The organism is Staphylococcus sp. 231237_7MaSpsaltlick (assembly GCF_043107035.1).
In genome coordinates, this window is record NZ_JBICNX010000036.1 from 13,817 (window position 1) to 29,630 (window position 15,814).

Sequence of the window (15,814 nt, forward strand, 5' to 3'; positions counted from 1 at the left end):
ATGAAACTTGTATTTTATGGTGCCGGTAATATGGCTCATGCAATTTTTACAGGAATCGTTAACTCAAAAGTAATAGACTCAAACGATATTTATTTAACAAATCGATCAAATGAGGATGCTCTGAAATCATATGCTGATGAATTAGGTGTCAATTATAGTTATGATGACGCAGCATTGTTAAAGGAAGCGGATTATGTTTTCTTAGGAACAAAGCCATATGATTTTGATAATTTAGCAGAACGAATTAAACCATACGTTACTGATAGTAATAAATTTATTTCAATTATGGCAGGTTTACCAATTAGTTATATTAGAGAACAACTTAATACAGAAAACCCTGTTGCTCGAATCATGCCAAACACGAACGCACATGTAGGTCATTCTGTGACAGGTATCAGTTTTTCAAATAATTTTGATCCAAAATCTAAAACTGAAGTTGATGATTTAATTAACTCATTTGGTTCAGCAATTGAAGTTTCTGAAGATAATCTACATCAAGTAACAGCGATTACTGGTAGTGGACCGGCCTTTTTATACCATGTATTTGAACAATATGTGACAGCTGGTACTAGACTTGGATTAGAGAAATCACAAGTCGAAGAATCTATTCGAAACTTAATTATTGGGACAAGTAAAATGATTGAACGTTCTGATTTAAGTATGGAACAATTACGAAAAAATATAACTTCAAAAGGTGGTACAACACAGGCAGGTTTAAATGCGTTATCTAAATACGACTTAGAAAGTGTATTTGAGGATTGTTTAAGAGCTGCCGTTGATAGAAGTGTAGAACTATCAAATCAAGATGATGATTAATCCTTACATCAATTCTATCGATAAGTTAGCAAGTTATTATTTATTTGCTTTATCTTTAAGTAATCGATTTTAATATTGATTTTAAAAAAATAATTCTACCGGGATATATTCCTTAATAACAGCCAACTCGAAAGTGAAAACTTTTTGGTTGGTTGTTTTCATTCAATAATTTTGTATTGATATGTGATGACCATTATAAAAATGAAACTTTTGATGTCGTATTTAAAGCTTGTTACAATTGTAATCAATTTCATTATTGAAGCTATATATATTTCTAGTGTGTTTACCTAGGGTAATGCGGTGAACCGTGACTTTGCCTTTTATACTACCCTGTCTAGTCTAGTGCTTCGCCGATAATAAATAAAACACATTGAGTAATGACACATCATATGTATCAATGTTAATTGGACGAGTAAATTATCCTTGTAAAGCAATTCTGTATATATCGAATCATTTCAGAAATGTACTATAGATAGTTAAAGATCGCCGAGACATTTAATTTCCTATAGTCAAAAAAACAGACCTTAACTATTATTTTTAACTAGTTAGGGTCTGTTTTACTTAAGTTAACCTTACTGTAAAGCATTATATTTGTTTTGATAAATATGCTATAACGATTGAATCAATTATTCTTATTGTGAATTAGAATGACCAAGTATCGAAGTCTTTAACAAATTTAAATGGTGGCGTATCACTTTTTGTCTTTAATAATTCACTAATTGATTCAACTTCTTCTTGTGTGTATCTATTACTTATATGCGTGATCAAACTATACTCCACATTTGCCTCTTTAATTAAATCAAAGACATCATCAATATGGCTATGATGATAATTATTGGCTAAATTTTTATCCCCTTCTATATAAGTACTTTCGTGAACCATAACATTTGCATTACGTGCTATAAGTAACTCGTTGTTACATGGCATTGTATCTCCAAATATGGCAGCTACAGGTCCTTGTTTTTCATCACCTTTAAATTGACTAGAATCATAAATCTTTCCATTATATTCAAACGTCTCATTATTTTTTACTTCTTGATATTTTGGACCTGGTTCTAATCCAATTGATTTCAAGGCTTGAACGTCAATTTTCCCTTGTGTAGATGGTGCTTCTACTCTATAGCCAAAAGAAGTAATACCATGATTTAATAAATGTGCTTCAACATTGAATCCATTATGCTGGTATGAAAGATGATTTTCAATTTCTATGTAAGTGATCGGATAGTTTAATCTGGATTCTGATAATCGTAATGTCGTCTCTACAAATTCTTTAATTCCTTTTGGACCTACGACAGTAAGTGGTAGTCCTTCTCCGCCTTGGAATGAACGACTGGATAGCAATCCAGGCAATCCGAAAATATGGTCACCATGCATATGCGTTATAAAGATATGATCTACCTTACCTAATTTAATTGAATGGTGAAGTATTTGATGTTGTGTAGCTTCACCTACATCAAATAGCCAAATATTATTTGAATATGGTTCTAGATTTAGTGCAATGGCTTGAGTATTTCTTTCTTTCGTTGGTAGACCTGCACTTGTGCCGAAAAATGTTATTTCCATGCATATGCCTCCTCTTCTTGTTCACATTTTATCATAGAAAAGATAAAAAAATATAATAATTTTTGAATGCTTTTAAGCAAAAATGTATGAACATTGTTAATTATTGTTCTATAATGAAATCAGATTTATAAAAAGAATTGAGGTTTTGAACTTGAATACTAGAAATAAAGACATTCCATGCTTAATAACTATCTTTGGAGCAACTGGTGATCTTAGTCACAGAAAATTATTTCCATCATTATTCCATTTGTACCAACAAGATAACTTAAATGAACAAATTGCTATAATTGGAATTGGAAGAAGAGAATTAACGAATGATGATTTCCGTAGTCAAGTGAAATCGTCAATTCAAGAACACGTTAAAGATACAAAACATCTTGATAAGTTTATGGAACATGTTTTTTATCATAAACACGATGTAAGTGACGAAGCGAGTTACCAATCATTATTAGAAGTAAGTAATAACTTGGATAATGAGTTTAATTTACAAGGTAACAGACTCTTCTATCTTGCAATGGCACCAAATTTCTTTGGTGTAATTTCTGATTACTTAAAATCTTCAGGCTTGACTGACACTTCAGGATTTAAACGCTTAGTAATTGAAAAGCCATTTGGTACAGACTTAGAGTCAGCTGAAAAACTAAATGAACAATTACGACGTTCATTTAAAGAAGAAGAGATTTATCGAATTGACCACTATTTAGGTAAAGATATGGTGCAAAATATAGAAGTATTAAGATTTGCTAACGCTATGTTTGAACCATTATGGAATAATAAGTATATTTCAAATATACAGGTTACCTCTTCTGAAGTATTAGGTGTAGAAGATAGAGGTGGCTACTATGAATCTAGTGGTGCACTCAAAGATATGGTACAAAACCATATGCTACAAATGGTAGCGCTACTTGCAATGGAGGCACCGATCAGTTTAAATAGTGCTGATATTAGAGCAGAGAAAGTCAAAGCACTTAAATCATTACGTAAATTAGAAGCTGAGGAAGTACGCCATAACTTTGTCCGTGGACAATATGATGAAGGTGTAATTGAAGGTCAAAATGTTAAACGTTATCGTGACGAAGACCGCGTTGCTAGTGATTCTACAACACCTACTTTCGTATCTGGTAAATTAACGATTGATAATTTCAGATGGGCAGGAGTTCCATTCTATATTAGAACAGGTAAACGTATGAAGAGTAAAACAATTCAAGTCGTAGTAGAATTTAAAGAAGTACCAATGAATCTTTACTATGAAACTGAGAAAAAATTAGACTCAAATTTACTTGTAATTAATATTCAACCAAATGAAGGCGTATCACTACATCTTAATGCTAAGAAAAACGTTCAAGGCATTGAAACAGAACCAGTACAATTATCATATGCAATGAGTGCACAAGATAAAATGAATACAGTTGATGCTTATGAAAACTTATTGTTCGACTGTTTAAATGGTGATGCGACAAACTTCACACATTGGGAAGAATTAAAATCAACATGGAAATTTGTTGATGCAATTCAGGAAGAATGGAATCAAAATGAACCGGAATTCCCTAACTATAAATCTGGTTCAAATGGTCCTTTAGAAAGTGATTTATTGTTAAGTAGAGACGGTTTCCATTGGTGGGACGATATCCATTAATGGATTGATATAGAGTTAATAAAAGTAGTTCAAATTTATTTAAGTTTGAACTGCTTTTTTATATTACATAAATTCGTGGATATGCTTTAGGAACTATTATGCTAATGTAAAATTTCATATAGGTTGTTGCTTTTTTATTCAATATATAATGTGTTATGATTTAGTCTATTGAGAAAGTTTATATAAACTGTCCTTTTAATTTACATTTTACCCTATTTAAAATTTTTAAGATGTAAGTATACAAATAATGATGTAAAATATAAGTATTAAAGTACATGTGTTTTATTTAAAAAGAATAAACAAATGATTTAAGAAAGTGCAAATAGTTAATTGGGAATTAGGAGTGAAAGTTTTTGGACGTTATCAAGCAAATACAACAGGCAATTGTTTATATTGAAGATCATTTGCTAGAGCCTTTTCATTTGCAAGAACTTAGTGATTACGTTGGTCTTTCACCATATCATCTAGATCAATCATTTAAGATGATTGTAGGACAGTCGCCAAGTGAATATTCAAAAGCGAGAAAAATGACCGTAGCAGCCAAAGAGTTACTAAATGGTTCTGCTCGGTTAGTCGATATTGCCAAAAAATATCATTATACCGATACAAATGCTTTTGCTAATGATTTTAGTGACTTTCACGGTATATCCCCTATTCAAGTGAATACAAAGCGTGAGGAATTAAAATTAGTTCCGAGATTGTATATTAAATTAACAACGACTGATAAAGCGCCATATCCGTATAGATTAGAGCATACACCAGAACTATCCTTGGTGGGTTATGCTAAATTTATTCCGGCAAATGAGCTTGAAAATCCATATAAAGTACCTGATTTTTTAGAAGATTTACTAGTAGAAGGCCACATTAAAGAATTACAAAGATATAATGATGTTGGGCCACATGAACTTTATGTCGTGAACTGTCCATTAGATTATGGTATGGAAATTTTTGTAGGTGTTCCTAGTGAACGATATCCAGCGCATTTGGAAAGTCGGTTTTTGCCATCACGTCAATATGCGACCTTTAACTTACAAGGTGAAATTGATTACGTGGTAAATGAGGCATGGCATTATATTGAAACAACAATGCAAATGTCACTACCATATGAATTTAATAGTTTGTATGTTGAAGTGTATCCTTTTGATATTTCTTTTGATGACCCATTTACGAAGGTTCAATTGTGGATGCCAGTAGATCAAGATAATGAATTTTATTAACTTTGTTATAGCGTATTAAAACATTCTTATTGTTAAAATTAAAAATCAAATCAAAATTATAGCTATATCATTTGTTAATTTATTTCCACTGCTTTACAATACTCTAAACTGTTAGTCTAAACAAACTGATAAATTTATGCCCTTGGTTAGTGATGTGTATGAATACGTAAATAAAATGCAGGCAAAGACATATTTATTGTGTCTAGCCTGCATTTTTAGTATTGTGTTTCAACTACAAATATTGTTGCTTTATTATTTTACTTCAATTACACATGCTTCGTAGGGTCTTAACTGAGCAAAATTAAGGCTGTGTTCTTTATAATTATGCAATAACACTTTCCATTCAGTAACATCAGTCGTTAGAGTCACAGAAGTTGTTTGATCAGTTAAGTTACCAATGACAATAACTTTTTTATTATTATAAGTTCTTGAATAAGCAAACACATCAGGGTTATCTTCATCAACCAGTTTAAACTGGCCATATGTGAATAATTCATCAGATTTTTTTAATTGAATGAGTTGCTTATAAAAATTTAATATGGAATCTTTATCTTGCTGTTGTTGTGCAACATTTATAGTTGTATAGTTTGGATTGACTGGAAACCATGGTTTATGTTCAGAAAAGCCTGCATTGGTAGAATCATCCCATTGCATCGGTGTTCTAGAGTTGTCTCTGTTTTCCATTTTATGTTTATGTAGTAGCGCTTCTACGTTACCACCTTGTGATTTAACAATATTATATTCATTTACTACAGCTACATCGTTAAATGTTTCTATTGATTCAAAAGGATAATTGGTCATACCGATTTCTTGTCCTTGGTAAATAAAAGGCGTCCCTTGCTGTAAAAAATATACAACTGCATGACTTGTTGCCGATTCATACCAATATTGTTGATCATCTCCCCAAGTGGAAACACGTCGAGGTTGATCGTGATTTTCAATAAATAAAGCATTCCAACCTACATTTTCTAATTTGTACTGCCAATTCGATAGTACTTGCTTATAGGAAGAAACATCAAACTGTACATCGCCAGTATTCCATAATCCTAAATGCTCAAATTGAAAAATCATATTAAATTTACCTTCTGATTCTCCTACCCATTGTTCAGCATTATCTGGATCTACACCATTTGCTTCTCCAACAGTCATGATATCGTATTTATCTAAAGACTGTTCTTTCATTTCTTGTAACCACGATTGTATACCTGGTTGATTCATATCAACGTCAAAAGCTGGTGCATACGTTTTACCAGCGGGTACTGTTAAATCACCTGCTTCAAATGATTTCTTGATGTGTGTGATGGCATCTACTCTAAATCCATCTATGCCTTTATCAAACCACCAGTTCATCATTTTAAATACTGCATCGCGTACTTCTTTATTTTCCCAATTTAAATCAGGTTGCTTTTTACTAAACAGGTGAAAATAGTATTGCTGTGTTGAGTCATCATATTCCCAAGTTGAACCATTAAAGATACTTTCCCAGTTATTTGGTTCTGTACCATCTGGTTTACCATCTTTCCATATATACCAATCCCTTTTAGGATTATCTATGCTAGATTTAGATTCAATAAACCACGGATGTTCATCAGAAGTGTGATTTACAACCAAATCTAAGATTAATTTCATACCACGTTGATGTATGGCTGCGAGTAATTCATCAAAATCTGCCATTGTTCCAAATTCGTCCATAATTTCATGATAATCACTGATATCATAACCATTATCATCATTTGGAGATTTATACATTGGACTTAGCCAAATAACATCGATGCCTAAATTTTGTAAATAATCTAACTTGGCAATTAAACCTTGTAAATCCCCAATTCCATCATTATTTGAATCGTTAAAGCTTCTTGGATATACTTGATAAGCTACTGCTTCTTTCCACCAATTTTTCATCATTTACATTCTCCTTTTATTAGTTTGTTGAATAACGTTGTACAATTCGTGTAGGTATTATATTTTGACATTGATAACGATTAACGTTTTCTAGCTTGTTCGTTAACAGCCGTACCGCTGTTTGCCCTAATTGTTCTGGGAGGACGTCAACCGCTGTTTGTGGCGGAGATGCATAGGCATTTAGAAATGAATCGTTAAATGTTGCTGTTTTAATATCTTCTGGTATACGTATATTTAATTCATATAAAACACTAATAATCATCATATTGAGCATAGTATCAGTAGTAATGATTGCAGTGAATTCATGCATTTTAAAAAGTTCGATTAAACTTAATTTAATTGCAGTTCGATCCAAGTCTATTTTATGAACATGAGGTGTTAAATGTTCATGAAACATAACCTGACGATACCCTTTTATACGATCCTTAAAGACCTCATAATCACTTTGTTCAGTTAAAAGTAAAATCTTCTCATGTCCTTTATTAACCAAATACTGTGTTAAATCTTCAGCTGCAGCAATATTATCATTATCGACATATAAAGTTTTTTCACTTGTTAATGGCTTACCTACTATTACATAAGGACATTGTTTATCAATTAATAATTGTTCAATTACATCATTTTTTCTTGAATATAATATGATAAAGCCTTCAATATATTGTGACTGTATTAAACGCTGGACTTCTATCATTAATTCCTGCTCAGTTGTACTTGTAGTCACTATTGTTAAATAAGCGTGATTATCACTATAACGATGTATACCGGTTAGTACATCGAGTAAAAATGGGTTCTGTTTAATTGAATCACCACCACTTTTTTGTATAATACCAATGGTTTTAGAACGCTTTGTAACTAAAGAGCGTGCCATTTGATTAGGAACATAATTTAATGCTCTCATACAATCATGCACCTTTTGAGTGGTTTCCTTACTTATACGAGTATTACCTTTGATAACCCTAGATACTGTTGAAGGTGAAACATTAGCCATTATAGCCACATCTTTGATTGTTGCCATCACAACACTCCTATTCCTGATTAAAACGCTTACATGTATAATTTTATTTTATTGTATTTATGTGAACAAAGTCAAAAGATTTGTGCAAACGTTTGCGCATTGACATGATATTTTATAACTATTTTGTATATTGTTAAGTGATTATTTCCATTTAAAATAATTAAAACGCCAATCCCTACTAGCTTTAAATAGGAATTGGCGTTTATTTATTCATATCGCAAAGTTATTAATGAATACAATTATTCAATTACTTTATTATGTTCTATAATAATATCGCAGTATATTAAATTAATAAAGTGCTTATTCTTCAATCCATTGTGTATGGAACACACCTTCAATGTCTTTACGTTCGTAAGTGTGCGCACCGAAGTAGTCACGTTGTGCTTGGATTAAATTTGCTGGTAAATCTTCAGAGCGGTAACTATCATAATAGTTAATACTAGCTGAGAAACCAGGTGTTGGTACACCATTTTGTACACCTGTAGCAACTACGTCACGTAATGCTGATTGATAATTTGTAACAATATCCTTGAAGTATGGATCTAATAATAAGTTACGTAATGATTCATCATTATCATAAGCATCTTTAATTTTTTGTAAGAATTGTGCACGGATGATACAACCTTCTCTCCAAATCATAGCTAAGTCGCCTAATTTAAGGTTCCATTCATTATCATCACTTGCTTTTCTCATTTGTGCAAACCCTTGTGCATATGAACAAATCTTACTCATATATAAAGCTTTACGGATTTTTTCTAAGAATTCTTCTTTGTCACCATCAAATTGAGAAGCTGGACCATTCAATTGTTTAGATGCAATAACACGTTCTTCTTTAATTGAAGAAATGAAGCGAGCAAATACAGATTCCGTAATAATTGTTAATGGAATACCTAATTCTAAAGCGTTAATTGAAGTCCATTTACCTGTACCTTTTTGGCCAGCAGTATCTAAAATCTTTTCAACAAGAGGACCGTCACCTTTATCATCTAATTTACCAAAGATGTCACCAGTAATTTCTATTAAATAACTAGAAAGTTCGCCAGCATTCCAATCTTTAAATGTTTTAGCGATTTCTTCGTGTGACATACCAAGTAAATCTTTCATCATAGCGTAACTTTCAGCGATTAATTGCATATCTGCATATTCGATACCATTATGTACCATTTTTACATAATGACCTGCACCGTTTGGTCCAATGTATGCAACACATGAAGCACCATCTTTGGCTTTTGCTGAAATTGCTTCTAAAATATCGCTTACCTTATCAAATGCTTCCTTTTGACCGCCTGGCATTAATGAAGGTCCAGTTAAGGCACCGACTTCTCCACCAGATACGCCCATTCCGATAAAGTTTACGCCACTTTCTGCCAGTGCTGTATTACGACGGATAGTATCTTGATAATTTGTGTTACCACCATCGATTAAGATATCATCATTATCTAATAATGGTAATAAACTGTCGATTGTCTTGTCAGTTGCAGGACCAGCTTTAACCATTAATAAAATTTTACGGGGTTTTTCTAATGAATTTACAAATTCTTCAATTGAATATGTTGGGTGAATGTTCTTGCCTTCAGATTCTTTAACCATCTCGTCTGTCTTTTCAGAAGAACGGTTATATACTGCAACATTATAACCACGAGATTCAATATTCCAAGCAAGGTTCTTACCCATTACTGCTAAACCTACTACACCAATTTGTTGTGCCATTTTACTTACCTCTCTTTTACAAAGTTTTCTAGTTCATTGTATCATAAAGCATATATAATAATCACTAAATCAGTTTTCAGATTTATTTGTTATTTGTAACTATTTCTATAATTTTTAATATTTGCTGACTCAATTGATTTAATGAAGTTATTGGCATACGTTCTGATGTTGTGTGTATATTTTCATATCCAACGCCTAATATCACAGTAGGTATACCTAAACCATTAATAATATTCCCGTCAGAGCCACCGCCTGCAATGATTGTATCTGCAGCTAATCCTAATTGAATTGCACTTTCTTTAGCAATCTCTGTTACTTTAGCATCTTCAGCTACTTTAAATCCTGGATAACTTTTTGTAATCTCTATATCAGCATTTGTACCATATCGTTTAACGGTATTTTCAACTACTGATTTCATATGCTCAATTTGTTGTTCGATGCGTTCATCTGAATGAGAACGTGCCTCTGCTTTTAATGTAACTTTATCGGCAACAATATTTGTAGCAGAGCCACCTTCAAATCGACCAATATTAGCTGTTGTTACTTCATCTATTCTACCTAATTTCATGTCACTTACTGCCTTAGCAGCAATGTTAATTGCACTTATTCCTTTGTCAGGTACACTAGCATGCGCAGTTTTTCCATAAATCGTCGCATCAAATTTCATTTGTGTTGGAGCACCTACAACTGTAGTTCCAACAGGTGCACTGGCATCCACTGCGTATCCAAAATTTGAATGTAATAAATCTGCAGGCAATGCTTTTGCTCCTTCTAATCCAATTTCCTCTCCCACAGTGATTACAAATTGAAGTTGTCCATGAGGTAGCTTATTTTCATGAATAACAGCTAGTGCTTCTAAAATTGCAGCTAATCCTGCTTTATCATCTGCTCCAAGAATCGTAGTACCATCTGAATAGATATAGCCATCATCTTTTATTTGAGGTTTAATGTCTATACCTGGGACTACAGTATCCATATGACTTGTAAAGTACACCTTATCAATTTCTTTATCGTCGATTGTGCTTGGTAGTGTACAAATCAGATTATTTGCGCCTAAGTTTTGATTTTGACTCGCTTGATCTTCAACGACTGATAAACCTAGTGCTTCAAACTTACCTTTTAATTGAGCTTGAATATGCCCTTCATTACCACTTTCAGAATTAGTCTGAACAAGTTCTAAAAATGTATCTAATAATCTTTGTTCGTTAACCATAAATATCCCCTACCTGTCATTTAATACATTTTTTATGTATGTTAATAATTTATATAGTTAAGTGTAACGAATTATTTCGGTTTTCAAAACAAATATGATTGTTTGTATCATTTTCGCTTTTGAAAATTGCATATAATATAGTTGTTAAGTATTGTAGAATTTCGTATATTTGGATAAAATATGAGTTAATACAATATATTTGGAGGAATTATAGTGAGTAACAATAAAGTGTTAAGAGTTATTATTATTGTGATGCTAATTGCTGTTGTGCTTGCATTAATATTAACTAGTGTCGTACCATTAGTAAATTAATCATTAGCGTTATCTGTTTTATATATTTTTTATTATTAAAGCCATAAATAATGCAGCCTTTATAAACTGTGCTATTTATGGTTTTTGTTTTCTTCATTTTTGATGATAAATCATAAAGTAATATATCAAATCATAAATTTTAAAGATAACAAGTTCGCAGTTATACAAAAATCAGCACGATAAAAAGCCTCCATAAGCGTATTTATTCATAGAGATCGCTTTTGTGGAGGCTTTTTAATGTAACAATAATAATTTGTAATTTATTTATAGTTATGAAATTTAATTATTTAGTTAGTGACAGTGTTCGTACCATTGTGGTATTTTAACGAACCAAACTGCGATTTTACAACTAAGTATTCCTCTAATTCATTTAATAATTGTAATAAACTAGCGCGCGTTCTAAACATTTCTCTAGATGTAGGTAAATCCAACTGATTTAACTCTATCCTAATCTCATAAAGTGAATGTAAACGTAATGCCGTATAATCATTACTATTTACATTGTGCGCAACTTCAGCTAAGAGTTGTGATAATTGATCCAGTAAGCAATCTTTCATTTCAATACTTTCAATCATTAATGCAATTCTACGCATTAAATCTAATTGTTCTTCTCGCATATCGAAATAGTGATAGTAGGAATTTTCATTTCTGACAAAATGATTTTTGACGTCTCTAAAGGCGATTGATTTTGCTTTTTGTATCGTTAATTGTAAATCATCAAACGGGATATTTAATGTTTGATTAGGTACTTTACACTTTTCACTAAATGTTTCAAAAATTTGAGTGTATTGATCTTCGATTTGCTTTTTGAAATGCTTTAACGTACCATCCAGACTTGGCATGATTAAATTCATTAAGAAGGCAATTCCTAAACCTACAATAAGTAACAGAATTTCGTTAACAAATAAATGCACATCAATTGTTTTGGCATTAAAAACATGTAATAAAATGACACAACTTGTCACAACACCCTCTTGGACTTTAAATACCACAGTCAATGGAATAAATAATAATACAATTAAACCTAATACTACTGCATTTTGTCCTAACAAACTAAATATGACTGAACCAAGAATTAGAATCATAAAACAAGATACAAAACGGGACACGATTGCTTGAAGCGAATGAACCTTCGTATGTTTAATACATAAGACTACTAATATAGCACTTGAAGCAAAATTATCAAGCCCAATTAGTTTAGCTATTATTATACCAAGTGCCATCCCAATCGCTGTCTTAATCGTTCTAAATCCGATTCGATATGGATTTAAACGTGACATGAATATTCCTCTATTTCTCTTCGCAATAAGTATCGAATAAAGATTGTAATTGGTTGATTACGTCCATTACTTCATGACCTTCAATTTGATGACGTTCTACCATTTTAGTGATTTTGCCATCTTTAATAAGTGCGAATGAAGGACTTGATGGAGCATAACCTTCAAAATAATCTCTCGCTTGTTGTGTAGCTTCTTTATCTTGACCTGCAAATACTGTAACCAAGCGATCAGGTAAATTATCATAATGTAGTGCATGTGCTGCTGCTGGTCTAGCAATGCCACCTGCACATCCACACACTGAGTTCACCATTACTAATGTTGTACCATCTTGTTGTAGTACACTATCTACCTCTTCAGCAGTTGTTAATTGTTCATAACCTGCTGCCTCAATTTCATTTCTTGCTTGATTAACAACATCTGTCATATATAAATCAAAATTTAAATCCATTTTTAACGTCACCTTTCATTTCAAATTAAGTACTTTTATTCTACATATATATCTATTATACTTCAACAGCTGTGTTTATAGTATTTTAAAAATTGAATATTTTATAACTTTAGTGAATTTTGCTATAATCTTCGCAATTGAAATAACTTGATATCGAAAATTTTGTGTTACTTAATTTCACATCACTAAAAATTGCAATTAATTATTTAATGGACTCAATTTTATAAATAACAAAAACACTTTCGAAAATTTATCGAAAGTGTTTTTGTTTAATGTGTATTTATTAATCATGAATATACTTTACTACTTTAAGTGTATAGCACTCATATTACATACACTCTAGTAAATACTAGTATGCTCAATAGAATATTGCTCTATACGTGATTTAACAAAGTTCATAAATCTACCAGCTTGTAATCCGTCTAAAATACGGTGGTCTATTGAGATACAAAGGTTAACCATATTTCGTATTGCAATCATATCATCAATAACAACAGGCTTTTTAATAACAGATTCGATTTGTAAAATTGCAGCTTGAGGATGATTAATAATACCCATAGATGAAACTGAACCGAATGTACCTGTATTGTTTACTGTAAATGTGCCACCTTGCATATCTTCAGAACGTAATTTTTTATTTCTGGCTCTTTGAGCTAAGTCGTTTATTTCTCTGGCTATACCTTTGATTGATTTTTCATCTGCATTTTTAATTACTGGAACATATAATTTATCTTCATCTGCCACAGCAATTGAAATATTAATATCTTTATGCATTATAATTTCAGAATCTTGCCAGCTACTATTTAATAACGGATAAGCTTTAAGCCCTTCGGCAACAGCTTTCACAAAAAATGCAAAGAATGTCAGGTTATATCCTTCACTCTCTTTAAAACTGTTCTTATGATAGTTTCTAGTTTTCACTAAATTGGTAGCGTCTGCTTCAACCATCATCCATGCATGAGGAATTTCATTGACACTGTTGACCATATTTTGAGCAATTTGTTTCCTTACGCCGTTCACAGGAATTGAAGAACCTGGTGAAGGTTCATTGTATTTTGCCTGTTGAATGACTTTTGGCGAATCTTTAGGTGCAATTACTGTTTCTTGTTTATTACCTACACCTTCTTTAATTGCTTTTTGAATATCCTTTTTAGTCACTCGACCTTCGAAACCTGTACCGACAACTTGTGATAAATCGATTTGATTTTCCGAAGCAAGTTTAAAGACAACTGGTGAATAACGCCCGTTATTTTTCGGTTGTTCTTCATTCGAAGTATCTCTTTCTTGATGTTCTTGTCTATTAACGGGTGTTTCTGATTCTGTAGATGAACTAGAGTCAGGGACAGTTTCTGTAGCTGTCGTGTCTACTGATGTATCTTCGGAGTCATCATCAGTTGTTAATATACAAATTGTTTCATCTACTTGAACTGTCGTGCCTTCTTCTACTAAGATTTCTTTAATTGTTCCGGAATAAGAAGATGGTACCTCTGCTGTAACTTTATCAGTTATGACTTCACAAAGTGGATCATATTCTTCTACAGTATCACCTACAGAAACAAGCCATTGTTCAATTGTTCCTTCATGTACACTTTCACCCAGTTTAGGCATTTTTATTTCCATGATTGTGCCTCCTTAAAATTCTGCAAGTTCACGCATTTTTGTTTTTATTTTATCTGGATTAATCATAAACTCATCTTCGAGTGTTGGTGCGAATGGCATTGAAGGTACATCTGGACCAGCAAGTCGCATAATCGGTGCGTCTAAATCAAATAAGCAATTTTCTGAAATAATCGCAGCAACTTCTGAAATTACACTACCTTCTAAATTATCCTCTGTAACTAATAAAATTTTACCAGTTAGTTTTGCGCGTTCAATAATTGTTTTTTTATCTAATGGGTAAACTGTACGCAAATCAACAACTTCTACATTAATTCCTTCTTCTTCTAACATATCAGCTGCTTGGATACAATAGTTTACACATAAACCATAAGTGAACACTGTAATATCGTCACCATGACGTTTAACATCTGCCTTACCGATAGGCACGGTGTAATATGATTCTGGTACTTCTTCTTTTAATAGTCGATAAGCTTTTTTATGTTCAAAGTAAAGTACTGGATCATTGCTTTCAATAGAAGCTAATAATAATCCTTTTGCATCATATGGTGTTGAAGGTATAACAACTGTTAAACCTGGTGTAGAAGCAAATATAGATTCAACACTTTGAGAGTGATATAATGCACCGTGAATGCCACCGCCAAATGGTGAACGTATCGTGATAGGACAATGGAAGTCGTTATTTGAGCGATAACGCATTTTAGCAGCTTCACTCATAATTTGATTCGTTGCTGGTAAAATATATTCGGCAAATTGAATTTCAGCAACTGGTCGTTTTCCAAGCATTGATGCACCAATACTTGTACCTACTATATTTGATTCAGCTAAAGGTGTATCAAGCACACGTGCTTCGCCATACTTTGCTTGTAAGCCTAAAGTGACTCCGAAAACGCCACCTTTTTTACCGACATCTTCTCCTAATACAAATACATCTTTATCTCTTTCCATCGCTTGATCTAAACCTTGATGAATCGCTTCTAGATATGATAATTTAGCCATTATTTAAGCTCCCTTCTTCATAAACATGTGTATATGTCTCTTCTGGCGATGGATAAGGTGCTTTTTCAGCCTCTTTTGTTGCTTTA

At 32.3% G+C, this 15,814-nt stretch carries 13 protein-coding genes; 4 read left to right on the forward strand and 9 right to left on the reverse strand.

From position 1 onward, the window contains the following. The gene (proC, locus tag ACF91D_RS27785; RefSeq protein WP_042738623.1) at window positions 1–816 is read left to right on the forward strand and encodes a pyrroline-5-carboxylate reductase; all 816 of its coding nucleotides are present in this window, start codon (window positions 1–3) and stop codon (window positions 814–816) included. Between the two features lie 642 nt (window positions 817–1,458). On the opposite strand, the gene rnz is transcribed toward proC, so the two are convergent. Further along, window positions 1,459–2,379, reverse strand: coding sequence for a ribonuclease Z (gene rnz / locus ACF91D_RS27790; RefSeq protein ID WP_042738622.1), 921 nt, complete (start codon window positions 2,377–2,379; stop codon window positions 1,459–1,461). 151 nt (window positions 2,380–2,530) lie between these two features. Here rnz and zwf point away from each other — a divergent pair, with 151 nt between their 5' ends. Together zwf and ACF91D_RS27800 are read left to right on the forward strand one after the other, a co-directional pair. Next, window positions 2,531–4,015 carry a glucose-6-phosphate dehydrogenase gene (gene zwf / locus ACF91D_RS27795; RefSeq protein WP_042738621.1) on the forward strand — a complete coding sequence of 495 codons (1,485 nt, stop codon included), beginning with the start codon at window positions 2,531–2,533 and terminating at the stop codon, window positions 4,013–4,015. 353 nt (window positions 4,016–4,368) lie between these two features. Next, window positions 4,369–5,232 (forward strand): AraC family transcriptional regulator, encoded by an 864-nt coding sequence (locus ACF91D_RS27800; protein WP_107527722.1) that lies wholly within the window; start codon window positions 4,369–4,371, stop codon window positions 5,230–5,232. 252 nt (window positions 5,233–5,484) lie between these two features. On the opposite strand, the gene ACF91D_RS27805 is transcribed toward ACF91D_RS27800, so the two are convergent. From ACF91D_RS27805 to ACF91D_RS27820, 4 genes are all read right to left on the reverse strand, one after another. Beyond that, window positions 5,485–7,137 (reverse strand): glycoside hydrolase family 13 protein, encoded by a 1,653-nt coding sequence (locus tag ACF91D_RS27805; RefSeq protein ID WP_107527721.1) that lies wholly within the window; start codon window positions 7,135–7,137, stop codon window positions 5,485–5,487. A gap of 16 nt (window positions 7,138–7,153) precedes the next feature. Beyond that, window positions 7,154–8,149 (reverse strand): LacI family DNA-binding transcriptional regulator, encoded by a 996-nt coding sequence (locus ACF91D_RS27810; RefSeq protein ID WP_107527720.1) that lies wholly within the window; start codon window positions 8,147–8,149, stop codon window positions 7,154–7,156. Window positions 8,150–8,449: 300 nt separating this feature from the next. Continuing rightward, window positions 8,450–9,859 (reverse strand): NADP-dependent phosphogluconate dehydrogenase, encoded by a 1,410-nt coding sequence (gene gndA / locus ACF91D_RS27815; protein ID WP_107527719.1) that lies wholly within the window; start codon window positions 9,857–9,859, stop codon window positions 8,450–8,452. An 82-nt stretch (window positions 9,860–9,941) separates the two neighbouring features. Continuing rightward, window positions 9,942–11,072 (reverse strand): M20/M25/M40 family metallo-hydrolase, encoded by a 1,131-nt coding sequence (locus tag ACF91D_RS27820; protein ID WP_107527718.1) that lies wholly within the window; start codon window positions 11,070–11,072, stop codon window positions 9,942–9,944. A gap of 213 nt (window positions 11,073–11,285) precedes the next feature. On the opposite strand from ACF91D_RS27820, the gene prli42 reads away from it, so the two are divergent. After that, window positions 11,286–11,384, forward strand: a complete 99-nt coding sequence (gene prli42 / locus ACF91D_RS27825) for a stressosome-associated protein Prli42 (protein ID WP_157946403.1) — start codon at window positions 11,286–11,288, stop codon at window positions 11,382–11,384. A gap of 287 nt (window positions 11,385–11,671) precedes the next feature. On the opposite strand, the gene ACF91D_RS27830 is transcribed toward prli42, so the two are convergent. The 4 genes from ACF91D_RS27830 to ACF91D_RS27845 all read right to left on the reverse strand — a co-directional run bounded on the left by ACF91D_RS27830 (window position 11,672) and on the right by ACF91D_RS27845 (window position 15,728). After that, window positions 11,672–12,664, reverse strand: a complete 993-nt coding sequence (locus tag ACF91D_RS27830; RefSeq protein ID WP_042738615.1) for an aromatic acid exporter family protein — start codon at window positions 12,662–12,664, stop codon at window positions 11,672–11,674. A gap of 10 nt (window positions 12,665–12,674) precedes the next feature. Further along, on the reverse strand, window positions 12,675–13,112 hold the full coding sequence (gene brxB, locus ACF91D_RS27835) for a bacilliredoxin BrxB (protein WP_042738614.1): 438 nt from the start codon (window positions 13,110–13,112) through the stop codon (window positions 12,675–12,677). Window positions 13,113–13,451: 339 nt separating this feature from the next. Continuing rightward, the gene (locus ACF91D_RS27840; protein WP_107527622.1) at window positions 13,452–14,732 is read right to left on the reverse strand and encodes a dihydrolipoamide acetyltransferase family protein; all 1,281 of its coding nucleotides are present in this window, start codon (window positions 14,730–14,732) and stop codon (window positions 13,452–13,454) included. A 12-nt stretch (window positions 14,733–14,744) separates the two neighbouring features. Then, complete coding sequence (locus ACF91D_RS27845) at window positions 14,745–15,728, reverse strand: alpha-ketoacid dehydrogenase subunit beta (protein WP_042738612.1); 984 nt, start codon at window positions 15,726–15,728, stop codon at window positions 14,745–14,747. Window positions 15,729–15,814: the final 86 nt, after the last annotated feature.